Origin of the sequence: Glutamicibacter ardleyensis (genome assembly GCF_014644555.1) — a bacterium.
GTDB lineage: Bacteria > Actinomycetota > Actinomycetes > Actinomycetales > Micrococcaceae > Glutamicibacter > Glutamicibacter bergerei.
Genome location: NZ_BMKX01000005.1, coordinates 22,564 through 45,616 on the forward strand (window position 1 = coordinate 22,564; position 23,053 = coordinate 45,616).

The 23,053-nt window shown below is 53.8% G+C and carries 17 protein-coding genes; 15 read left to right on the forward strand and 2 right to left on the reverse strand.

Features of this window, described 5'->3' with window-relative positions:
- Positions 1 to 2 precede the first annotated feature (2 nt).
- The 11 genes from IEX04_RS10640 to secA all read left to right on the forward strand — a co-directional run bounded on the left by IEX04_RS10640 (position 3) and on the right by secA (position 14,210).
- On the forward strand, positions 3 to 980 hold the full coding sequence (locus IEX04_RS10640; protein ID WP_096257158.1) for an ABC transporter permease: 978 nt from the start codon (positions 3 to 5) through the stop codon (positions 978 to 980).
- Positions 977 to 2,662, forward strand: coding sequence for an ABC transporter ATP-binding protein (locus IEX04_RS10645; RefSeq protein ID WP_188685689.1), 1,686 nt, complete (start codon positions 977 to 979; stop codon positions 2,660 to 2,662). Before IEX04_RS10640 ends, IEX04_RS10645 begins: the two co-directional genes overlap by 4 nt.
- Before the next feature lie 96 nt (positions 2,663 to 2,758).
- Positions 2,759 to 3,130, forward strand: a complete 372-nt coding sequence (locus IEX04_RS10650; protein WP_096257156.1) for a chorismate mutase — start codon at positions 2,759 to 2,761, stop codon at positions 3,128 to 3,130.
- On the forward strand, positions 3,123 to 4,175 hold the full coding sequence (locus tag IEX04_RS10655; protein ID WP_194446447.1) for a uroporphyrinogen decarboxylase/cobalamine-independent methonine synthase family protein: 1,053 nt from the start codon (positions 3,123 to 3,125) through the stop codon (positions 4,173 to 4,175). Before IEX04_RS10650 ends, IEX04_RS10655 begins: the two co-directional genes overlap by 8 nt.
- A gap of 135 nt (positions 4,176 to 4,310) precedes the next feature.
- Positions 4,311 to 4,991: an MtrAB system response regulator MtrA gene (mtrA, locus tag IEX04_RS10660; protein ID WP_096257154.1), complete on the forward strand. Its 681-nt coding sequence runs from the start codon at positions 4,311 to 4,313 to the stop codon at positions 4,989 to 4,991.
- A complete protein-coding gene (gene mtrB / locus IEX04_RS10665; protein WP_188685692.1) occupies positions 4,988 to 6,802 on the forward strand; it encodes an MtrAB system histidine kinase MtrB in 1,815 nt (604 codons plus the stop codon). The genes mtrA and mtrB overlap by 4 nt, the downstream gene beginning before the upstream one ends.
- Entirely contained in the window at positions 6,802 to 8,505 is a 1,704-nt protein-coding gene (locus tag IEX04_RS10670) for an LpqB family beta-propeller domain-containing protein (protein ID WP_188685694.1), read from the forward strand. The genes mtrB and IEX04_RS10670 overlap by 1 nt, the downstream gene beginning before the upstream one ends.
- Positions 8,506 to 8,748: 243 nt before the next feature.
- A complete protein-coding gene (locus tag IEX04_RS10675; protein WP_096257151.1) occupies positions 8,749 to 9,348 on the forward strand; it encodes a ComF family protein in 600 nt (199 codons plus the stop codon).
- Between the two features lie 173 nt (positions 9,349 to 9,521).
- Positions 9,522 to 10,220, forward strand: coding sequence for a ribosome hibernation-promoting factor, HPF/YfiA family (gene hpf, locus IEX04_RS10680; protein WP_096257150.1), 699 nt, complete (start codon positions 9,522 to 9,524; stop codon positions 10,218 to 10,220).
- 155 nt (positions 10,221 to 10,375) lie between these two features.
- Positions 10,376 to 11,413 carry a winged helix-turn-helix domain-containing protein gene (locus IEX04_RS10685; RefSeq protein ID WP_170947913.1) on the forward strand — a complete coding sequence of 346 codons (1,038 nt, stop codon included), beginning with the start codon at positions 10,376 to 10,378 and terminating at the stop codon, positions 11,411 to 11,413.
- A 133-nt stretch (positions 11,414 to 11,546) separates the two neighbouring features.
- On the forward strand, positions 11,547 to 14,210 hold the full coding sequence (gene secA, locus IEX04_RS10690; RefSeq protein WP_096257148.1) for a preprotein translocase subunit SecA: 2,664 nt from the start codon (positions 11,547 to 11,549) through the stop codon (positions 14,208 to 14,210).
- Here the strand turns inward: secA and IEX04_RS10695 are convergent.
- Positions 14,207 to 14,722: an Rv3235 family protein gene (locus IEX04_RS10695; RefSeq protein WP_096257147.1), complete on the reverse strand. Its 516-nt coding sequence runs from the start codon at positions 14,720 to 14,722 to the stop codon at positions 14,207 to 14,209. The two genes, secA and IEX04_RS10695, sit on opposite strands and share 4 nt — an antisense overlap.
- A 13-nt stretch (positions 14,723 to 14,735) precedes the next feature.
- The gene (locus tag IEX04_RS10700; protein WP_188685696.1) at positions 14,736 to 15,395 is read right to left on the reverse strand and encodes a LysM peptidoglycan-binding domain-containing protein; all 660 of its coding nucleotides are present in this window, start codon (positions 15,393 to 15,395) and stop codon (positions 14,736 to 14,738) included.
- A gap of 190 nt (positions 15,396 to 15,585) precedes the next feature.
- Here IEX04_RS10700 and IEX04_RS10705 point away from each other — a divergent pair, with 190 nt between their 5' ends.
- The 4 genes from IEX04_RS10705 (at position 15,586) to IEX04_RS10720 (ending at position 23,052) form a co-directional block, all read left to right on the forward strand.
- Positions 15,586 to 16,137: a hypothetical protein gene (locus tag IEX04_RS10705; protein WP_188685698.1), complete on the forward strand. Its 552-nt coding sequence runs from the start codon at positions 15,586 to 15,588 to the stop codon at positions 16,135 to 16,137.
- 88 nt (positions 16,138 to 16,225) lie between these two features.
- On the forward strand, positions 16,226 to 16,891 hold the full coding sequence (locus IEX04_RS10710) for a hypothetical protein (RefSeq protein ID WP_188685700.1): 666 nt from the start codon (positions 16,226 to 16,228) through the stop codon (positions 16,889 to 16,891).
- Positions 16,888 to 18,159, forward strand: coding sequence for a CpaE/TadZ family protein (locus tag IEX04_RS10715; RefSeq protein ID WP_188685702.1), 1,272 nt, complete (start codon positions 16,888 to 16,890; stop codon positions 18,157 to 18,159). Before IEX04_RS10710 ends, IEX04_RS10715 begins: the two co-directional genes overlap by 4 nt.
- A gap of 87 nt (positions 18,160 to 18,246) precedes the next feature.
- Complete coding sequence (locus tag IEX04_RS10720; RefSeq protein ID WP_229677104.1) at positions 18,247 to 23,052, forward strand: NAD-glutamate dehydrogenase; 4,806 nt, start codon at positions 18,247 to 18,249, stop codon at positions 23,050 to 23,052.
- Position 23,053 lies beyond the last annotated feature (1 nt).

A 23,053-nucleotide genomic window follows, 5' to 3' on the forward strand; every position in this document is an offset into this window, starting at 1 on the left:
CCATGAGTATCCCTTCGCTAGCTTCAGCCCGTAAGCCCTGGTTCGCTAGGCTCCCGGTAGTTTCGCACTTGCGCATGTCCTCTGGCCTGCAACGCGGAATGCTCATCGCAGGCCTCGTACTATCGGTGCTGTTCATCGTGTCGGCGCTTTTTGCTCCATTGATTGCTCCGTTCGACTTTGCGCAATCCTCCGATATGTCAGGTGACTTCCCGCGTCAATCGGCACCCGATGACAAATTTATTTGGGGCACCACCGTCACCGGCTACGACGTATTTTCACGCACCATGTATGGTGCACGTACCGCGATCTGGGTCATTATTGCCGCCGTGCTGATGTCCCTATTTATCGGTGTCCTGCTGGGCCTGATCTCCGGTTACCTCGGCGGCTGGTTTGACCGCATCATGGTGGTCCTGGCTGACGCGATCTACGCTTTCCCTTCCTTGCTCCTTGCCATCGTTATGTCGATTGTGATTTCTCAGGGGCAATCAAGCCTGTGGGGCGGCATCATGGCAGCGGCGATTTCCATCACCGTGGTCTTCATCCCGCAGTATTTCCGTGTGGTTCGCGCCGAGGTCATGCGACTGAAGGCAGAACCATTCGTGGAGTCGGCACAAGTTATTGGCTCAAGCCCGTGGCGCGTGATGTTCACGCACCTATTGCGTAACGCCACCCGCACACTGCCATTGATCTTCACCTTGAACGCGACCGAAGCGCTGCTCACCTTGGCAGGGTTGGGCTTCTTGGGGTTCGGCATCGAACCGACTGCTGCCTCAGAATGGGGCTTCGACCTCAACCGCGCGATGTCTGACGCCACCAGTGGCATCTGGTGGACCGGATTGTTCCCTGGCCTTGCCATCGTATTAACGGTGATGGGCCTGACCCTGGTGGGCGAATCAATGAATGATTTGAACGATCCACGGTTGCGCCGTTTTAGCCGCAAAAAAGCACAGCGCATCACGCAGGCAGGAGTCACCCGGTGAACAAGAAACTGAATACAGATCCGCAAAGCAACGATGATGTGTTGCGCATTGAAGACTTGAACATCGACTTTGTCACCGATGCCGGGGCAGTCCCGGCGGTTCGCGGTGTTGATCTGAGCGTCAAACCGGGGGAGATCCTGGCCATCGTTGGCGAATCCGGATCCGGTAAATCGGTGACCGCGCGCACCGCGCTAGGCATTTTGGCCGAGAATGGTGCTTCGCATGGAGCGGTGTACCTCAAGGGCAAAAATATGCTCACGCTTCATGGCTCAGCTTTGCGCGCAGCGCGAGGCCGCGATGTGTCGATGATTTTCCAGGAGCCCTCCACCGCACTGAACCCGGTGTACACCGTGGGCTGGCAGATTATGGAAGGCATCCGCGCGCACACCAAGGTGTCGAAGAAGGAAGCCAAAGCACGCGCCATCGAGGCAATGCGACAGGTAGGTATTCCGGATCCCGAACAACGGGTGGATTACTATCCGCACCAGTTCTCCGGCGGACAGAAACAGCGTGTGGTCATCGCTTCGGCGCTGGCACTGAAACCAGCTCTGATTGTTGCCGACGAACCGACCACCGCGTTGGATGTCACGGTACAGGCAGAAATCTTGGCCTTGCTCCGCAACCTTCGCGACGAGTTGGGTACGGCAATCGTGATCATTACCCACAATATGGGTGTGGTTGCCGATATTGCCGATCGGGTCATCGTGATGAATCACGGGCAGGTCGTGGAGCAAGCTCCAGCAGTTGAGCTTTTCGAAAACCCGCAAGATGACTACACCAAGTCATTGCTTGCGGCGGTCCCACACCTGGGACGCAATTCTTCCTCAGAAGGTTTGAACGAACGACCACATTCTCGGGCTGAGGTACTGGTCGAGGCCAAGGGCTTACGCGTGCACTTCCCAGGGCGCATGGGTGCCCCAGGTTTTACCGCGGTCAACGGAGTGGATCTAAAAATTCATGCCGGTGAAGTCTATGGACTGGTCGGTGAGTCAGGTTCCGGTAAGACGACCATTGGTCGCAGTATCGCGGGTCTGAACAAGATCACCGATGGCTCACTTAATGTGTTGGGCTATGAAATGGCGCAGTACAAAGAACGAAGCTTCAAACCACTGCGTAAGCAGATTGGGTTTGTGTTCCAAGATCCGGCGGCAAGCTTTAACCCGCATCTGACTGTGGGTGAATGCGTCGCCGAACCGCTGAACGTGCACCGAGATCTGAATCCATCACAGACCCGGGCAAAAGTTGCTTCGCTCTTAGAAGCGGTTCAATTGCCAGGTGCTTATGCAGACCGTTATCCGCATGAGCTTTCCGGCGGGCAGCGTCAACGTGCATCTTTGGGGCGTGCCTTGGCACTTGAACCAAAATTGTTGATCGCTGATGAACCAACCAGTGCGTTGGACGTTTCGGTACAGGCGAAGGTTTTGGATTTGTTCCGTGAGCTTCAAACCGAGCTTGGCTTCGCAGCCTTGTTCGTCTCCCACGACCTAGCAGTCGTTGACATGCTGGCCTCGTGGGTGGGCGTGCTATACCGCGGTTCATTGATCGAGGAGGGTCTTGGCTCGCAAGTTCTCTCGAATCCGCAGAACGACTATACCCAGCGTTTGATCGCTTCCCTGCCGGTTCCGGACCCCCGCGAACAGGCCGAGCGACGCAAGCTGATTGAAGAACTGAACCGCGCTTAGGCGTAGTTAACGTTTTTGCCCCGACAACCGATCTTGGTTGTCGGGGCATCGTCACTTAATGGGAAATATAGGAGGTGAACACGTAAACTAAAGACCATGAGCGAGCCGAACAATACTGTGCCCAGCGAGGAATTCGACCCGCATGCCAGCTCCCTGCCTGGAGAGGTTGAGCAGGCAGTCCTCGACGAGTTATATGCAATCCGCGGGAGCATCGATAATTTTGATGCCCAGCTGGTCTATCTGCTTGCCGAACGTTTTAAAGCCACCCAGCGTGTGGGGCTACTGAAAGCTCGCCACGATCTGCCGCCAAGCGACCCAAACCGTGAAAAAGCACAAATTCAGCGGCTGCGTTCGCTAGCCCATGAGGCGCACCTTGACCCGGAATTTGCGGAGAAGTTTTTGAACTTCGTTATTTCCGAAGTAATCCGACACCACCAAAACATTTCTGACGCGCATAAAAATGACTGAAACCGGTGACGATTTCGCCCGCTCGGATGTTTTCGTCACTTCGTTCTGCCACTTTCCGGGGCAGGAACCGATGGAGATCCATAAGGTTGTTCGTGGGGAACTAGGCGAACCAAATCTTGCGGTCATGCCACAGCTGGCCGAACGTGGAGTAGGCGCAGACCCTTTGGGGCGAAGTACCTCGATGGTTAGCGACATGGGATTCGATTTGCAGCCTCATGGTTGGCGCATCGGTGTTGGCGATGGCATTGATGCCCGCCGAGCTCGTAGTTTCCTCAGAAGCGACGAAAACCTGGTTGCCGACGTTCTGGGAGCCGAGAAGAAGCCAGCTCAACGCCTCAAAGTTTCGGTGCTGGGACCATGGTCGTTAGCAGCGGGACTGTATTTGAGCCACGGCGAGCGAATCTTGATTGATCACGGTGCCCGACGAGACATTCTTCAGGCCTATGCAGACGGGGTAAAGCAACATTTTCTCCGCCTGCGTTCAAGCACCTCGATTAGACAGTTCACGGTTCAACTTGACGAGCCTGAGCTTCCCGGCGTACTTGATGGAACGCTTCCCACCGCCAGTGGATATCGCACGCTGCGTTCAATCCCGCGCGCCGAAGTCCGCGAAGTTTATGCTCAATTTGTGCAAACCATGGCACAGATTGAGGGCACCAGCGTGATCGTTAACCTGCCCGGAGCCGATACTGACTGGATCAAACGCGTTGATATTCTGCATCAGGCAGGTGTCAACGGGTATTTGATTGACCCACCATCGATGAACCACCCGCGATGGGAGCGGATGGCATCTTTGATCGAATCCGGTTCACAAATTTATTTGCAACTCTTAACCCCGGGTATGCGAGCACCTGGCGTGGTCGAAGGCGTGCATCACGTGTTGCGTCCGTGGCAGCAATTAGGTCTTCCGTTGACGCGCCTAGGCCAACTAACACTCATGCCGGCTACGAGCTTCGCTCACTCTAGCTCTAGCCAGGTCATTGAGTGCCTGCAACACCTCACCGGTTATGCCCAAGCTCTGGATCAAACCCGAGTGGATGCATAGAAGAAGTCTTGATTCGTGCGGTCACACCACGAAAGTGGGGGTGCATCATGTATCTTAGAAAGAGTGGGGAAAGTAAAAGTACCCGTTTAGGTCTCGTGGCTTATGCCAATGCTTTCGGTTTCAGGGGGATGTTGTATGAAGGCTCGGATTTTAGTCGTCGACGATGACGAGGCGCTGTCGGAGATGATCGGCATCGTCCTACAGAATGACGGCTTTGACGCATCATTCTGTTACGACGGATCCGGAGCCCTAGAAGCATTCCGCGAATCAAATCCCGATCTAGTCCTGTTGGACCTGATGTTGCCTGGGATTGACGGCATTGAGGTATGCAAGCAGATCCGTGCTGAATCTGATGTACCGGTGGTCATGTTGACGGCCAAATCAGATACCGCCGACGTAGTGCGCGGGCTAGAATCTGGGGCAGATGACTACGTACCCAAGCCATTTAAACCAGCCGAGCTGGTAGCGCGCGTCCGTGCACGCTTACGCCCGAATGAGACTCATGCGGCAGAAACTTTGACCGTAGGAGATGTCTCCATTGACGTCGCCGGACACCGAGTGACCCGCGCGGATAAACAAGTTTCGTTAACTCCTTTGGAATTTGACCTATTGGTCACCATGGCACGTAAGCCTTGGCAGGTCTTTAGCCGTGAACAGCTATTGGAGGCAGTCTGGGGTTACCGTCACGCTGCCGACACCCGTCTGGTCAACGTGCACGTGCAGCGTTTGCGTTCAAAAATTGAGGTAGATCCCGAGAAGCCACAGGTCATTCAGACCATTCGCGGTGTGGGTTACAAGGCTGGTACGGCAAGTTGAGTGAACACGCCACGACCGGAAACGAGATTGTGCCGGTCGATGCGCGTGTCCAAGTCCCTCCGGTAGCTCCTGCATTCTTGCGCTTGAAGCTCTGGATTCGGCGACCAATCGAATGGATTCGCCAGCGCTGGCAGCGACACTTGATGTATCGCACGGTGATTTCCACCCTGCTCTTTACCTCATTAGCGCTGTTAGCAGCCGGCGCCTTTCTTTCCAACCAGATTTCCTCTGCGCTTTTCAGCGAACGCTTCAACCAGATTTCCAAAGAATCTGAACGTGGCCTGACCCAGGCGCGTTCTATTTTGGAATCGGCATCAACCACCGACCGTGTCTCTACCCAGTCATTGGTCAACTCGACACTGGCCACGCTTGAAGGTGATGGAGCCACGGTGATCCGTGACTTCGTGCTCAAACCAGTTCCGGTGGCGGGCGATGAGAACCTGTATGTAGGACCAACGGCGTCAGGCTCCCTGACAACTCGCGTTGTTCCCGACGATCTTGCCGAAAGCGTTCAGAACAATTCGGGGATTTTCTGGCGTTCCATTGAGCTTGGCGTGGACTCTGAACGGCAACCCGGGATTATTATCGGCACTAAGGTACTCATCCCGCCGGGCCGTGAATACGGACTCTATCTGGTTTATGACTTGTCCAGCGTGCAAAGCACCTTAGAATTCATCAACCGTGCCATGGTCTTCACCGGCCTAGTGCTCCTGTTGGTCGTTGGGTTCATTTCTTGGTCTGTTTCCCGCACCGTAGTTCGTCCCGTGGCCGATGCCGCTTATGTTTCGGAACGTATTGCTGCCGGCGATCTTGATCGCAGAATGAAGGTTGCGGGTAAAGACGAAGTTGCACGTTTGGGAACCGCCTTTAACCACATGGCGCAGTCGCTGCAAGAACAGATCACGGCGCTCAATAATCTTTCGGCTATGCAACAACGTTTTGTTTCAGACGTTTCTCATGAATTGCGGACCCCGCTGACGACGGTGCGCATGGCAGCCGAGCTGATTCACGATGCACGTGAGAACTTTGATCCGCTCACCTCACGTTCCGCGGAGCTGATGTACGAACAAATCGAGCGATTCCAGAACCTGCTCAACGATCTGCTTGAAGTCTCCCGGTTCGATGCAGGAGTCGCGGTGCTTGATCGTGAATCTACTGATTTAAATGTCATCGTTCGTAAGGTGATCGACATTGCCACTCCGGTCGCTGATGAGTACGGTTCGATCATTCGATTTAACGCCCCGGCGGAGGGCTGTGTCGCAGAATTTGATCCGCGTCGAGTGGAGCGCATTGTACGAAACTTGGTGTTAAACGCGGTGGAGCATGGTGAGCAGAACCCCATTGATATCACCATCGGACAGAATGACTCATCCGTTGCGGTCACCGTGCGTGACTACGGCATCGGTATGAGTCCCGAAGCCAGCCAGCACGTTTTTGATCGATTCTGGCGCGCAGATCCGGCTCGCGCTCGCACCACGGGCGGATCCGGCCTGGGACTTTCCATTTCTATGGAAGACACTCGCTTGCATGATGGACGTTTGGAAACCTGGGGAAAGAAGGGTGTTGGATCGGTATTCCGGCTCACCTTACCTCGAACCGAATTCGATTCCATTTCCTCCTCACCGCTTCCTCTGGAACCGTCCGTGACCGAAGAGATCGTTGGATTGCTTGGGGATTCCTTCCCGCTGACCGGCGAAGTGCCAAAGATTGGTTACACCCCACTGATTTTGGATGACGAAGATATTTTGATTGAGGATGAAATTTCCCTCAAACCTATGGATCCAACAGACGGCCAAGGGGAGAGTAAATAATGCGCCTACGTCTACCTCAGCTCCTGGCACTCATACTGACCGGACTCTTAGTACTGGCTGGTTGCGCTACTATTCCGCGCAATTCGATGGTGCAACAGATCGAGGCCGAGTCTAATCAGGAAGAGTCCCAGCCCTTCCGCTTCGACGCGCAAGGCCCCACTGAGGGATCGGACGCGCGGCGTATCGTTGAGGGGTTTGTTGAGGCCGGGCGTTCGGTCCTTGAAGATTATGCGCTCTCACGCGAATTCATGACTCCCGAACTGGGTGCCGACTGGCGAGGTGATAGCCGCACCCTGATTTACGAGGCAATGAACGTGCTGACCGGGGCCGACAGCAATCGGTATACGATACAGCTTGAAATATCAGGCGAAATAGATGCGATGGGCGTCTATACCCAGGAACCAGAGCACTCCACGCGTGCGGTGGATGTTGAAGTGACCAAGGTCGAAGACCAATGGCGGATCTCAAAGGCCCCAGACGGCATCATGCTTGAGTCAAGCTCCTTCAGCAAGATTTTCTCGCCCCAGACTATTTATTTTTACGACTCCAGTTTCAACTATTTGGTGCCTGACGTCCGGTGGTTCACCTCTGGCGCCGGCACCACGACTTCCATGGTGGAAGCGCTGCTGGCCGGCCCCGCACCCTATCTGCAGAACGCTGTAGTTTCTGCTTTTTCTCCAGCTAGCACTCTTGTGCGTTCAGCAGTGCCGGTACAAGACGGTGTGGCGACGGTTGACCTTAGCGCCGAAAGCATTCGGGAATCCTCCGACCGTGCGAAGCAATTGATGCAGCAACAACTAGAGCAAACGCTGACCGCCTTGTCCTCGGTCAGTACTGTGCGCATGTTGCAAGAGGAAACCGAAGTAACCCTGGGCGCTCCAGCAGCGAACTTTGTTACCGCGCAAATTAATCCAAGTACTCCAGACACACTCATCGCGATCTCCAACGAGTCGCTGGTGTACGTCAAGGGACGTTCGATTATTCCCGTCGGTGGCGTGCCAGACATCTCGGCTTATCACCCGCGCAACCCGGCTATGTCAGCGGTGGGCAATAGATACGCTTTCCTGAACGGAAAATCCACTCAGTTGATGACAATCAATGAAAGTGGACGAGTCGGGCTGGCCGCTACGGGCGGGGCCTTGATCCGGCCATCGATTGATGTGGCTGGCTGGACCTGGACAGCGGACAACGCGGCGGAGCATCCCTTACTAGTAGTTCCGGAAGACGTGGCCGGGCAAGGCGAAGCCCGCCCGATTAGCGTGTCGTGGCTTGAGGATACGAAAGTAACCTCGCTATCGATTTCCCGAGATGGGGCCAGGGCGTTGATTGTTGCCGAGAAGAACAATGAATCAACCGTATACATTGCCGGAATAGTGCGTGACGCCGATGGCGTTCCGCGTGGCCTGAGCGATGAACCAATGAAGGTCTACCCCTCCGTTCCGGTATCAACGGCGGTCTGGGACTCGGACCGGTCAATTATCGTGGCTAAACTGAGCACCACCGAACAGGTAGCTGCCGAGCAGCTCACCTTTGAACATGGTTCGGAACGCTTGGGACTTCTCTTGGGAATGACCGGTATAACTTCTGGTGTAGGCGACCTCCGACCGGTATATGCCGAAACCAGCGAGGAACTTTATACTCGAGTGGGCAATTCTTGGCATGCGCTAGATGATTATGCCAAAGACGTCGCCTACCCGGGCTGAGTCCACAAACCGCCAATAGTTCACTGCGTACGCACCGAGCACCTCCAAGCTTGAGGTATGCCGGTTCCGTCACGCCTACTGAATTTTCTGGACACTCAAATACATTCGCGCAGTGTTGGGTGGCTGATGTTTGCAGTGCGCGAAACGATAAACCTTTTATTACCTGCGAGTTGTGCAATTTGCGAGCGTGCCGATTTTCGGCTGTGCCCCGAATGCCGGCGCAAGGTTCACCAGCAATTATTTTTGCCCCCACTCGGTGAGCAACTCCAGTTCTATGTTGAATTACCTACTCTTCAATGGCAGCTACCGGTCAGTGCGACCGGCATTTATCGTAACGAGTTGGCCCGCGCGATCTTGTCCTTCAAAAATCAGCAACGCTATTTTTTGGCACAAGAATTTGCGCCGTTTCTGGCCGCCGCAATTAACACTGCCTGCCCTCCTCGACTATTCGATCAACCCACGTTGTTGGTTCCCATGCCCAGCTCAGTGCGTGCCATAGGTACTCGTGGCTATCGTCCGGTCCAGGTGATGCTGCACGAGGCGCAACGTAGGGGCCTTCTGGCCGCGCACACTCGAACGGCGCCCTTGTTGCACTATCGGTTCGGGCGTCTTTTGAGCGGAGCGCAGAAATCTAAGTCAGGTTCGGCTCGACGTGGTGGCGACTCGCCGTTGATTGCCGAAATTCCGGCAGAACTAAGGCAGCCGATCCTCCTGATCGATGATGTAACTACTACCGGAGCTACGTTGCGCAAAGCTGCGATTGCCTGTTTTGACGCCGGTTATGACGTGGTTGGTGCGGTCGTTCTTGCCTATACGAAACCCCCTATCGATGACGAGGACTAAACGATTTCGCTGAACGCGATATGAAATCTAGCGGTTGGGTACTTGAATCTTGACGGAAGTGGCATAGGGTGAAGTATGGGTTGCATCACAGATGCAGCGAAGGCCCATCTTCAGCCTTTGGGGGAGGAAACCCCCGGGCTGTTGTGTCACCCGACTCCCTATTGGAGGACACCATGGAGCTGAATTACAGCGGACGTAATATCACCGTTTCGGATCGATTCCGTGAGTACGTGGACGAGAAAATCACGAAAGTTGATCAGCTGGCCAGTAAGGTCCAGCGCATCGATGTGAAAGTTGTCCAGGAAACACATGCACGCAATCAGAGCACAGCGCTCAGCGTCGAATTGACGGTCGTTTCCAAGGGGCCGGCCATTCGTGCTGAAGCCCGTGGAGCCGATAAATTTGCGGCATTCGACATTGCATTCGCAAAGCTCCTTGAACGACTGCGCAAGGCACGTGACAAGAAGAAAGTGCATCGCGGAAACCATGCGCCGATCGCAGTTCACGAGGCGACCAGTACGTTGCCGGTAGTGCAAAGCGGCAAGTCGCTGGTTGAAGAAACTCTCGAAGCACAAGCAATCGCTGAGGCTCAGGCTAACGAGAAGGAAGCGGAATACTCACCAGTTGTTATTCGCCGCAAGGTCTTCCCAGCAGAAGTCATGAGTGTCGATGATGCAGTAGACCGCATGGAGCTAGTTGGGCACCCGTTCTACCTGTTCATCGATGAAGCCTCCGGTGCGCACTCGGTAGTTTACGGACGAACCCAGTACCAGTACGGTGTGATCACCCTTGACCCTTCATTGAGTGAAAGCGACGAACTGCCAACCGAAATTCGCGGCTACCGCGATAAGGCTTTGGCAACTGAGGGTTAGTCATTAACAACTCGAACGACCTGGGCGGTCAACGCACTCTGGGCTTACCTCAAGCCCGCAGAATCGCGTTGGCCGCCCAAGGTCTGTCTCGTCCCCGCACCGAAGCAAAAATCTCCCCAAGGCATCTCAAAGGAACTCTTGGCAGGATTGCGCAATTGCAGATCGATTCGATCAATGTGGTCAAGCGAGCCCACTACGTTCCACTGTTCGTAAGATTAGGTCATTACGACACCACGCTTTTAGACACGCTTGTGTCGCAACAGCATGGGCCAATCACCGAATACTGGGCTCATGAGGCCAGTTATGTGCGTAGTGATCTGGTGCCGGACCTTATTCCGTGGCAGCGCCGTCGCTGGGTAGACCGTTCGGAAAGTTTTGATAGTGAGCTCAGTGCATTGGCTGACCGAGTGCTTGTCTATCTCGAAGCACACCCAGGCACCAGTGCTCGTGAATTGAGTATTGCTCTGGACGTAGCGGCGATGAAAGATCGAGAACACTGGGGATGGAATTGGAATGACACCAAGATCGTCACTGAATCGCTCTTTGCTCAGGGAAAAATTCTCGCGTTAGGCAGAAACTCACGATTTGAACGATTGTTCGCTTTAGGGCAAGTAGTCTTGCCTACTCTTCAGAACGTAGAAAGTAGAGCTAAAGAAGACGCGCTGCGAAGGTTAGTCTTGGAATCCCTTTCGGCCCAGGGGATCGGGACTAAGCACTGCATTGCAGAGTACTTCCGACTTCCGCTAAAGGAAGTGGGAAGTGCTTTGGAATCTCTAGCAGAGCACGGGCTAGTCCAGAAGGTGCAAGTTCAAGACATTAATGAACAGTGCTATCTGTTGCCAGAGACAAAAATTCCTCGGAATATCGTACCTGATCTGCGCTTATTGGCCCCATTCGATTCCATGGTCTTCAACCGGCGACGCCTGGAACTATTTTTTGATTTCGAATACCGTGTCGAAATTTATGTGCCTAAGGATAAGCGGAGGTATGGCTACTATGCATTTCCGATGCTTTACGGTGACCGCTTCATTGGTAGGGTCGATCTAAAAGCGGACCGCGCGGGCGGCGAATTACAGGTAAATTCGGTGCATTACGAGAGTCATGCGCCGACTGAAGTTTCTGCGGCCCTCGATTTTGAACTTGAGCGGATGGCCAATTGGCTCGGCTTAGGCGAAGTGAAATATTTTCTGTGAACGGGCTGTCAGTGCAGTTCTTTTTCGCTTGTAGAACATCAAATCGCCCCGGGAAATAGCAGATTGTGCTGTTTCCCTCACGTAGACTAAAGACGCCAGAATTTACTGTGCTTGAGATATTGGGAGCTACCACGTGGCATCATTGCTAGAGCGTATTTTACGTACCGGCGACAAGAAGACTTTAAAGACTCTTCGAGCTTACGCCGACACGATCAATACGTTGGAAGACGAATTTCGCGAAATGTCGGATGAGGAGCTTAAAGCCGAAACCGATAAGTTCCGTGCTCGTCTAGCCGAAGGCGAGAAGCTCGAAGCTTTGCTTCCGGAAGCTTTTGCTGCGGTGCGCGAAGCCTCTGACCGAGTCCTTGGCATGCGGCACTTTGACGTACAGCTCATGGGTGGCGCCGCATTGCATCTGGGTAATATCGCTGAAATGCGTACCGGTGAAGGTAAGACCTTGGTTGCGACAGCACCGGCTTACCTCAATGCGCTGACCGGTAAGGGCGTCCACGTGGTGACGACCAATGACTTCCTGGCGCAGTACCAATCAGAGCTTATGGGACGTGTCTTCCGGTTCCTCGGTTTGAGCTGCGGTTGCATCTTGTCGAATATGGATCCTGCGGCTCGCCGTAAGCAGTACGAAAACGACATTACCTACGGTACGAATAACGAATTCGGCTTTGACTACCTGCGCGACAACATGGCCTGGAATAAGGAAGAACTCGTTCAGCGTGGCCACAACTTTGTCATCGTTGATGAGGTCGACTCGATCCTGATTGATGAGGCTCGTACGCCACTGATCATTTCGGGTCAGGCTTCGGGCGACGTAAACCGCTGGTACACCGAATTCGCTAAAATCGTGAAGCGCCTTGACCGCGATGACGACTATGAGGTCGACGAGAAGAAGCGCACCATTGGTGTGCTCGAAGCAGGCATCGAAAAAGTCGAAGACTATTTAGGTATCGATAACCTCTACGAGTCGAACAACACGCCATTGATCGGTTTCCTGAATAACGCCATCAAGGCAAGGGAACTGTTCAAGAAGGATAAGGACTACGTCGTAGTCAACGACGAAGTCATGATTGTTGATGAACATACCGGACGTGCACTTGAAGGTCGTCGTTACTCCGAAGGTATGCACCAGGCAATCGAAGCCAAGGAAAATGTCAGCATCAAGGCTGAAAATCAGACCTTGGCCACTATTACGTTGCAGAACTACTTCCGCATGTACGAAAAGATCTCGGGCATGACAGGTACGGCTCAGACCGAAGCCGCCGAGTTCATGGGCACCTACAAGCTCGGCGTGGTGGAAATCCCCACTAACCGCCCGGCTATTCGAAACGATCAGGCTGACCTGATCTATAAGAATGAAATCTCTAAGTTTGACGCCGTTGTAGAAGATATCGCTGAACGTCACGCAAGTGGCCAGCCAATCCTTGTTGGTACCACCAGCGTGGAAAAGAGTGAGTATCTCTCGCGTCTGCTCGCTAAGCGAGGCATTCGCCACGAAGTACTCAACGCTAAGCAACACGCGCGTGAAGCGGCCGTAGTCGCTATGGCAGGTCGTAAAAACGGCGTCACCGTCTCCACCAACATGGCTGGCCGTGGTACCGATATTATGCTCGGTGGTAACGCCGAGTTCCTAGCCGTAGCGGAGATGGAACGTCGCGGACTAGATCCAGAGAATAATCCCGAAGAGTACAACAAATTATGGGACGAGGTCTTTGCGAAGGCCAAAAAGACCGTTGCCAGCGAAGCGGAAGAAGTCACCTCACTCGGTGGACTTTACGTACTCGGTACTGAGCGTCACGAATCGCGTCGTATCGACAACCAGCTTCGTGGTCGTGCCGGCCGTCAGGGTGACCCGGGCGAATCGCGTTTCTACCTGTCGATGACCGACGATCTGATGCGACGCTTTAATTCCGGTATGGCCGAACGCATTATGAACAATCCATCGATGCCAGATGACGTGGCACTCGAATCAAAAATGGTTTCTAAGGCAATCGAATCTGCTCAGGCTCAGGTTGAAGGCGTAAACGCCGAACAGCGTAAGAACGTGCTGAAATACGACGACGTGATGAACCGTCAGCGTGAAGCAATTTATGCTGATCGTCGTGCCATCCTAGAGGGTGCCAATATCGACGAGAAGGTAGGTCACTTCCTCGAAGATGTTGTCACCGCCATGGTTAATGAAGTGACTTTGGTTGGTAATCCTGATGACTGGGATCTGAAGCAGCTATGGACGAACCTCAAGCAGCTCTATCCCATTGGCTTGACCATCGACGAGGTTGTCGAAGAGGTCAACGGGCTGGGGCATCTAACGCCAAAGTTCTTGGAGACGGAAATTCTTTCCGATGCTAAGTACCAGTATGAACTTCGTGAAAAAGCCATTGGCTCTGAGGTTCTGCGTGATCTTGAGCGCCGTGTAGTGCTTTCTACCATTGGACGTAAATGGCAAGAGCACCTCTACGAAATGGATTACCTCAAGGAAGGCATCGGCCTTCGTGCCATGGCACAGCGTGACCCATTGGTCGAGTATCAGCGCGAGGGCTTCACCATGTTCCAGACCATGATGGAATCCATTCGCGAGGAAAGCATCGGAACATTGTTCAATCTCGAAGTTCCTACCAGTAGCGAGACCAATACTGACGGCCCTGCGGCGGTACAAACGCCAGCTTCTCCAAAGAACTTGCAGTTCACTGGGCCCGACGAAGACGGTGAAGCTAGCACTCAGGCTGAACAGGCTTCCAATCCCGCTAAGGCAGCCAAGAAAAACAAGAAGGCCAAGCGCCGCTAAATTGTTTCGACGCTTGTGATCTGCCACCGTCCGTGCCATGGCTCAATTCTGAGAGCTACGGCGCGGACGCGGTGTTTAAACGCGATAATTACCGAACATTCATAGGCTCCAGAGAGTGTGGGCCAAAGGTGCAGTGATCGGACTTGCCCATGACTCGTCCCGGGTTCGGGCTGAAGTGTATATCCTCCGGTTTGCAGAATCGCTTGGGCACGAAGTTTCTTCACGCATTCGGGTTCCATAACAAACGCTAATTGACCCACCGAGCGGTAACCGGCGATGATCTCAAAGACGGCCCGAGACACAGCGTGTGAGAGCTCGATTACGGTTTTGCGTTCGGAGGTAGTCACCGCATGGCGGCGGAAGATCCGATCCATTGCCAGCGAAATTTGCTGGGGCGATCTCGCTTTATTATTCTCACGATGTCCTGAAGCGATACGCAGCGGAACATTGGCGCAAGTTTGATTGGCCGATTCGGTCCTGAGCTCGGTGATCGTGTCTGATTCAATACTCACTTTGGTTTCCTCCTTAGTTGATAACGGGTAGTTTCAGCTCAAGACCGAGCTGGAGCATATTCGGATCTTCTCCAATCACCTCGCGATTCATCTCGTATATTTGCGGCCACAACTTGGCAATCTCTGCAGACGACCCGTCGCTGTGCAACATTTGTTGGGCAATGCTCCACAGCGTTTGCCCTGACGCAACGATCACTACTTCCTTATCGGGTACTGGCCGATTGCGCTCTTTTCCCGAACCCATCAACCGATTCATCGGAATACTTAGCGAGCCGGGCAACCAGCCAGGGGTGGGAACAGTCGTATTCGGTTGTGCGTTCACCGCAACTCTGTCATCTGAAAACGCCGCAAGTTCTTCGCTCTGAGAAGAGGAAACTTGCGCAATGGCAGAGGGTGCGGCTTGGGCGAGCCCGGTAGAGGCGAATGCCAAGCTAGTGCCCACAACGGAGCCTAAGATCCGACGGGTCAGCGTTGGGGCTATCTGGCAAAAGAGTTCTAAAAGTCCGGTATGTCCGCGTCGTGCTGCGAAGATAGCGATGCGCAGCGTTGCGTAGGCGAGAAGACCCGTTAACACACAGATGCCTGCCGCACAGAGAAAAAGAATCAATGAGTTCTGCAAGAGGTCACCGTCCGCTTCGAAGCGCGGACCGGTGGAACGTACCCAATCGAGCACGGCAAGGGCAACTACAGAGCAAGCAGAGACTAGCAAACAAATGATGAAGGTCCTCCTGTGACGGATCATTGCTTTGCCTCACTTAGTTGAGTTAGATACAATTTGATGTTATTAGATATCGATCATGACACTTTAAGTCAATTTAGGGAAGAGGGTTTCGCAATAAACTCTTCTCTCGTACAGTTGGCGCATGCGGTGGGAATCTTTCTTTGAAGACCTTGAGGCGCAAGCGGAAGCACAACATGCAGCGCAATTACGCGATGAAATAGCTGAAGGTATCCGAGTTGAGCGCGCTACCGAAAACATGCGTAACCGTCTGTTGGAGATGCAGAGCTCAACCGTGGACGTCAAGCTGACCGGGGGAGTAGAACTCAATGCCCGGCTCGGACCGGTTGCCACCGAGTACTTCTGTTTGGAAAACGACGGGACGCGATGGTTGGTTCGCTGGCTAGCATTACGGTCGCTCGGAGTGCCATCGATGAAATTGAATCAGGGTGGCCGTTTATCCCCGATAAAATTTGCGGCCGTAGTTCGTGGCGTATTACGCGATCGACAACGAGTTGTTATTTACGATGTCAGCGGCCAGATGGCTGCCGAAGGGACATTGTGGCAGGTAGGCGCAGACTTCCTCATCATCGCGATTCATCCGCGTGACGAATTTGCTCGTGATCGCAGTATCACTGGTTATCAACTTATACCTTTGGAAACCATTGGATGGCTCCAAGTCGCCGGGTCAAATTAATCCACACCCTAACGGCTTAGGGTTCACAGCGCGCGCAAGTTGTCGTAGGCTCGCGAAACAACCAACTAGCGCGGTCAAAGGATAAACAATGATTGGTGAACAGAGTAGTAGCGCATCTCGTTCAACAACAGCGGCCCGGGTCAAGCGGCCTACATGGAAGGATCCTCGACTTGCTTTGGGCGCAGTACTGGTGGTCGCTTCTGTGGTTGGCACCGTATATTTGGTCCGCGAGCTGAACCACACGACAGAGGTCTATGTCGCAGGTGCCAACATCACCCTAGGAGAAGAGCTAACGCTCCAAAACCTCAGGATTGAAAACGTCCAGCTTGGTGAGTCAGGCGCACAATATCTAGCAGCGAACCCGGAACTGATCAGTGAGGCACGCGCCAACACGTTTATCGGAGCAGGAGAGTTCATACCGAACTCCTCGATCACGCACAATGATTTAGGCTCACGCCGTCCAATAAATATTGAACTTCCAGCAGATCTAACACCCGCTATCACTCCGGGGAGTTTTGTGGACGTGTGGATCGCGCAGCGTGAAAAAGCAGGATCAACCTATGGAGTGCCAGAACAACTAGCGAGCATGGTTGAGGTCTCTGCCAGAGTGGCCAGAGCTGGCGGACTGGTGAACCAAACCGGTACCAATCTGGAACTGCTCGTCGAACCGACCCACCTTGAACCTTTGCTCCAAGCGCTAGCTAACGAATCAAGAATTATTGTTATCTACAATCCTGCCGGAACCCAGCAATGAGTATCACCGTCGTTGTCTTAGGAAATGATGAGCATGTGGTGCGCCAAATCGAAGGCTACCGAGGCGAGCTTATGGTGACACGCGTGTGTGAAGATGTTGCTGAAGCAATTGCAGTATGTGCTGTTGGCGCGGTAGACGTGCTGTTGGTTTCGGGCCGAGAGCTTTTGCCCCCTGTTGAACAGATTGATGCGATAGCCGCTCTGCAAACTGTCTTGGTGCTCCTTGACGACAAGCCGCGGACCGAGAACATAATTACCGGTCTTCTGGAAGTTGAACCAAACATCTCGATGATTGAATTAGAACCACTTGTACTGCGAACGCTTCGTGAACTGACCCATCCGGCGAGATCAGATACCGGGAACTTAGCGCCAAACGGTACGGAAACCGATGACGCGGCCGGAAAAATTGTGTGTTTTTGGGGAGCGCCAGGTTCGCCAGGGCGAAGCACCGTTGCTTTGAACTATGCGGTGGAAGCAGCCCTTGCAGGGCAATCGGTGGTGATCCTAGACGCGGACACTTTCGCTGCCTCGATTTCGATACAACTGGGATTATTAGATGAGTCTGCGTCAATCGCCCAATTGTGCCGAGTTATTGATTCGGGATCCAAAGAACCAGCCCGTTTGGCTGCAACATGTCTTAGCGTCGAGGTTGCAGCGGTAGTCATCAAAGTGGCTACCGGTTTACCTCGAGCAAGCAGGTGGCCAGAAGTACGTGCGTCAGCTTTACGCCGTGCCACCGAAGTGCTTCGTGAACATCATGATCTGGTGGTGCTGGATGTGGCATCACCCATCGAATTAGACGAGCAACTCAGCTTTGACACGCAAGCACCGCAGCGGAATGCGGTAACTGTAGAAATGCTGCGTAGTTCTGATGAGGTCTTCATGGTTGTTGCAGCCGATAGTGTGGGAATTCCTCGTGCACTTCGAGCCATCGATGAGTTTGAAGAACAAATACCGGGCGTTGAACTACAAATTCTTTTCAACAAGCTTGGCACTGCCAATACTGGTCACAGCCCCAAACGCCGTCTTTTGGAAGCATGGGACCGGTTTGGACCGCGCCATACTATTGCTGGCTATCTCCCACAGGACACCGTGAGCTGTAACGCCGCGTTGCTTGCTGGATCACCTTTGGCTGAAATTGCCCCCAAAAGTACATTGCGTACTGAAATCAAGGGTTTGGTGGGGATTAAATCTTTGGATAAGAGGAAGAAACGGTTGAGTCGTCGATTTGGCCAAAGGCATGAACTTGACCAAACGAAAACACGGTAGTGTGGATTACATCGGAGATCCGCAAAGACGCGGATTGATAAGAATTTCGTTCTTGGAGGCGTTCACTTGAACTCGTCGGAATCCAACATGTCAGAATCATTTATGGATGCGACACTCACCACGCAGTTGGTGGGCGAGTACTATGGCCAAACCGCGCAAGAGGACGTTGCGGCGTACACGCCCGACGAACTTGAAGCGCGAGTGGCTGCACACTTGGAAATTGGATATGGTCGTGACGTTGACACGGCTAACGTATCTATCACCCGCAACAACGGCGTTTCGGTGGTACATATCGTCACCGATGACATGCCCTTTTTGGTTGACTCCGTCACCGCGGAATTGGTTCGTCTATCGGCGCCCATCCAGCTTGTAGTTCACCCAACATTCGTGGTCTCGCGTGACCGCGAGAGTGGGTTCATCAAGAAGCTGTCACACTCTGGATTACAGCATGTTGCCAGTGGAGATACTGCCGCACTGTCAGATCTCAGCACACTGACCTCCCTTGATACCCACACTAAGGTTGAATCGTGGATCTCGGTGGAGGTCGCTCGGGACCTGAGCGACGAAGAAGCCGTGACCATCGTCGAAAACCTAAATAAGGTTTTGTCGGATGTGCGTATCGCTGTCCAAGACTGGCCAGCCATGCTTGATCGTGCAAAAGACATCGCTGCAACATTGCCACAGACCGCAAATGCAGGGGACATCGCGCAACTAGATCAGGCCGTTGAGCTGCTGAACTGGATGTCTGATGGCCGCTTCACCTTCTTGGGATACCGTCATTACGATCTCAGCACCGAGCACGGTGAAGATGTTCTGGTTGCCCGAGAAGGCAGCGGTCTAGGTTTGATGCGTGAACTGGAGAATCAGGGTCCACAGCATTTGACTAAGCGCGGACGTGCCATGGCCCGCGATAAGAGCGCTCTGATCATTACCAAAGCCAACTCACGCTCCACAGTGCACCGCGGGGTCTACCTCGATTATGTGGGTGTGAAGAGCTTTGATGCTAACGGCGAGGTCAACGGCGAACGTCGTTTCATCGGCCTCTTCGCTTCGAAGGTTTATACCTCAAGCGTGAAGACCGTACCGGTGGTTCGTGAAAAGGTTGAAGCAGTACTAAAAAACACTGGCTTTGCTGGCGATTCGCACTCGGGCAAGGACATTGTCACGATTCTGGAAGCGTACCCGCGCGATGAACTATTCCAGATTTCAATTGAAGAACTCACCGAAATCGCTTTGGGTATTCTGCGACTGCAGGAACGTCGGCGTACCTCGGTCTTCTTGCGCACCGACTCTTACGGGCGTTTTGTGACCGCAATGGTGTACCTGCCTCGTGACAGATTCTCTACCGATGTGCGTCAGCGTATTGAAAAGGAACTTGCCTCAAGCTTCAACCCGGTATCCACCGAATACGAGGCACAACTTGGTGCTGGTGCGCTGGTTCGTCTCTTCTACCGCCTGCGCCTGCAACACCACGGGCTTGCCCCGGTCGTGGACCGTAAGGCACTGGAAGACCGAATCGCTAAGGCTGTTCGTTCCTGGAGCGACGCGATCACCGACACCGCACGCCTTAGCCTCTCTTCGGGAGATGCTAACCAGTTGGCAAACGCTTGGGCCGGTGCTTTCCCCGAGGCATACAAGGTGCAATTCGAAATTGAAGATGCGCTGTCCGACATAGACTTGCTCACCGAGTTGAATGACCCGGAACACCAGGGGCCGGTAGTTTCCTTCTACGACGCACCCTATGACGAAAGCTCTCCGGTCACCAAGCGCATGAAGATCTTTGTTGATCGTCCATTGCTGCTCTCGCGCATCCTGCCTGTACTTCAAGACCTTGGACTGGACGTCGTCGACGAACGACCATTCGAACTGAGCCCAGACGGTCTGGGGGAACGCTACATCTATGACATGGGTTTGCAGGTTGATCCGGAAATTGATTTCTCTGCCATCGAAAGCAAACTTGCCGACGCATATTCGGCAGTGGTTCGCTCGGCAGCTGAATCGGACAAGCTCAATGCTCTAGTGCTGCGCGAAGGTCTAACCTGGCAAGAAGTGGCGATGCTTCGTGCCTACGCTCACTACCTGTTGCAGCTTGGTGTCTCGAACTCCACTGGCTTCATTGCTTCTACTCTGGTGAACAATGCCGCGGTAACTCACGGAATCGTTGCACTGTTCCAGGCAACCTTTGATCCTTCCTTGTCCGCTGAGGCTTCGACTTCGGCACGCGAACAGGCTCATGCTCAGATCACCGAAGCTCTAGAGAATGTACCGACGCTAGACGCCGATACTCTTCTTCGCCGATTCGTGAAGGTCATCGAAGCGACCAAGCGCACCAACTACTTCACCGATGGTGTGGCGCTTGCTTTCAAGTTGGCTCCAGAAGAAATTGACTTCGCACCATTCCCGCGTCCAAAACATGAAATGTGGGTCTACTCGCCGCGTGTAGAAGGCGTACATTTCCGTTTCGGCGCGGTAGCTCGTGGTGGCCTACGCTGGTCGGATCGTCGCGAAGATTTCCGCACCGAAGTACTGGGTCTGGTCAAGGCACAGATGGTGAAGAACTCAGTGATCGTTCCAACCGGTGCTAAGGGCGGTTTCTACGCTAAGCAGCTGCCTAATCCTGCCGTGGACCGTGGGGCTTGGATGGAAGAAGGAAAAGCTTCATACCGAGTCTTCATCAAAACCTTGTTGGACCTGACCGACAACTTGATCACGGATGAAAACGGAGAACACGTTGAGTACCCGAAGAATGTAGTGCGTCGCGACGGCGACGATACATATCTTGTTGTCGCCGCGGATAAGGGAACCGCAAGCTTCTCCGATATCGCAAACTCGATCTCCCAGGATAAGGGCCACTGGTTAGGCGACGCGTTCGCCTCCGGCGGGTCAGTGGGCTATGACCACAAGGGCATGGGAATTACCGCTCGTGGTGCATGGGAATCGGTTAAGCGTCACTTCTTCGAGCTGGGTGTGGACACACAGAGTGAAGAATTCACCGCCGTAGGCGTGGGCGACATGTCCGGTGACGTTTTTGGCAACGGCCTACTGCGAACCCGCACGGTAAAGCTGGTGGCGGCCTTTGACCACCGCGATATTTTCTTGGATCCAAATCCTGAACCAGAAGCAGCTTTTGTCGAGCGTCAGCGCTTGTACGATCTACCCCGCTCTAGCTGGGCTGATTACAACAAGGACCTGCTCTCCGAAGGTGGCGGGGTCTACTCCCGTAGCCTGAAATCGGTTCCAATCAGCGCGCAGGTTCGTGAAGTTCTTGGCTTGGAAGCTTCGGTTACCAAGATGAGCCCCAACGAATTGCTCAAGGCCATCTTGTCGGCCCCGGCGGACTTGTTGTACAACGGCGGTATCGGCACATATGTGAAATCCAGCGCCGAAACCCACGGACAGGTGGGAGACCGTGCAAACGACGCGATTCGCGTTGATGGACGAGACATCCGAGTCAAGGTCATTGGTGAGGGCGGAAACCTTGGCATGACCCAACTGGGCCGTATCGAAGCCGCGCAGAATGGTGTAGTTCTCAATACCGATGCGATTGATAACTCGGCTGGTGTTGATACCTCTGACCGTGAAGTAAACATCAAGATCTTCGTTGATCGCCAGATCAAGGCCGGCCAGCTGACCGCTGAGGAACGAAGCGAGTTCCTCTTGTCCATGACCGACAACGTAGGCGACCTGGTCTTGCAGACCAACTTCGATCAGAACGTATTGCTACTCAACGAGAAGCATGCAGCGAAAGTTTGGGCTCCAGCTTACGAACGACTCATGCAGTGGTTGGAGGAGCACGCGGATCTGAATCGTGAATTGGAATTCCTTCCAAGTAACGAGGAACTCGAAGAGCGCAAGAACTCCGGTGGAGTAATGACTGCACCAGAAATTTCGGTGCTCGCCGCCTACGCTAAAATTCAGCTCGCCCACGCGTTAGCCGAATCAGACCTGGCAGATGATCCGTACTACGTTGCAACGTTGCGCCGCTACTTCCCAGAACAGCTCGTTGAGCGTTTTGGGGACCAGTTGGAGACGCACCCGTTGCGTCGTGAAATCATTGCGACGGTTGTCGCCAACGACATGATCAATATCGGTGGCGTCACCTATGTCTTCCGTGCCATGGAAGAGACTGGTGCCAATGAGGTCCAGATCGCAAAGATGTTCACCGCACTGCGCGATGTATACGGCTTCGACCGTCAGTTCGCTGCGATCAACGTCCAGCGGGCCGGCACGGACGTCGAATACTGGGGACGTCAGCACCATGACATGCGCCGTCTGCTCGATCGTACGACCCGTTGGTTCATCAACCGCGTCGATCAGCAGCAGCCGGTAGATGACATCGTGCACACCTACGAGCCGATTGTCAGCCAGCTACGTCAAAGCTTGCCGACCTTCCTTGTGGGCTCGGATCTTGAGCGATACACCGAATGGCAGCTAGACGCCGTCAGCAATGGAATCGATGAGCATCGGGCCAGCATGTGGGCCTCGCAGTTTGAGTCCTACACGTTGCTAGATATTGCCGATCTAGTGGGTCGCTCAGAGTATTCAGCGCAGCAGATCGCTGAGACCTACTTCGTGCTTTACAACGAATTTGGTGCCGATGATTTGCTGAACCGAATCACCAAGTTGCCTCGTTCAGACCGCTGGCAGGCCTTGGCTCGTGCGGCAATGCGTGATGATCTGTACACGACGCTTGTGGACCTCACAGGCAATGTGTTGGATAACGGCGCACAGATTGCCGACCCGGCAGAGCGTGTTGCGGCCTGGGAAGAGGCAAACGCGGCTAACCTTGATCGTGCGAAGACAATGTTTGCTGAAGTAAACAGCCTCGGACGCGACGACATGGCGTCGCTGTCTGTAGCCCTTCGCCTTCTGCGTTCCATCGTCCGGAGGTAAC

Bases quoted from the DNA above. Each gene is read 5' to 3' on its own strand.
- IEX04_RS10715 (WP_188685702.1), top strand. From the start codon at position 16,888: ATGAGTATCACCGTCGTTGTCTTAGGAAATGATGAGCATGTGGTGCGC.
- IEX04_RS10655 (WP_194446447.1), top strand. From the start codon at position 3,123: ATGACTGAAACCGGTGACGATTTCGCCCGCTCGGATGTTTTCGTCACT.
- IEX04_RS10720 (WP_229677104.1), top strand. From the start codon at position 18,247: ATGTCAGAATCATTTATGGATGCGACACTCACCACGCAGTTGGTGGGC.
- mtrA (WP_096257154.1), top strand. From the start codon at position 4,311: ATGAAGGCTCGGATTTTAGTCGTCGACGATGACGAGGCGCTGTCGGAG.
- IEX04_RS10670 (WP_188685694.1), top strand. From the start codon at position 6,802: ATGCGCCTACGTCTACCTCAGCTCCTGGCACTCATACTGACCGGACTC.
- IEX04_RS10650 (WP_096257156.1), top strand. From the start codon at position 2,759: ATGAGCGAGCCGAACAATACTGTGCCCAGCGAGGAATTCGACCCGCAT.
- IEX04_RS10705 (WP_188685698.1), top strand. From the start codon at position 15,586: ATGCGGTGGGAATCTTTCTTTGAAGACCTTGAGGCGCAAGCGGAAGCA.
- IEX04_RS10640 (WP_096257158.1), top strand. From the start codon at position 3: ATGAGTATCCCTTCGCTAGCTTCAGCCCGTAAGCCCTGGTTCGCTAGG.
- IEX04_RS10710 (WP_188685700.1), top strand. From the start codon at position 16,226: ATGATTGGTGAACAGAGTAGTAGCGCATCTCGTTCAACAACAGCGGCC.
- hpf (WP_096257150.1), top strand. From the start codon at position 9,522: ATGGAGCTGAATTACAGCGGACGTAATATCACCGTTTCGGATCGATTC.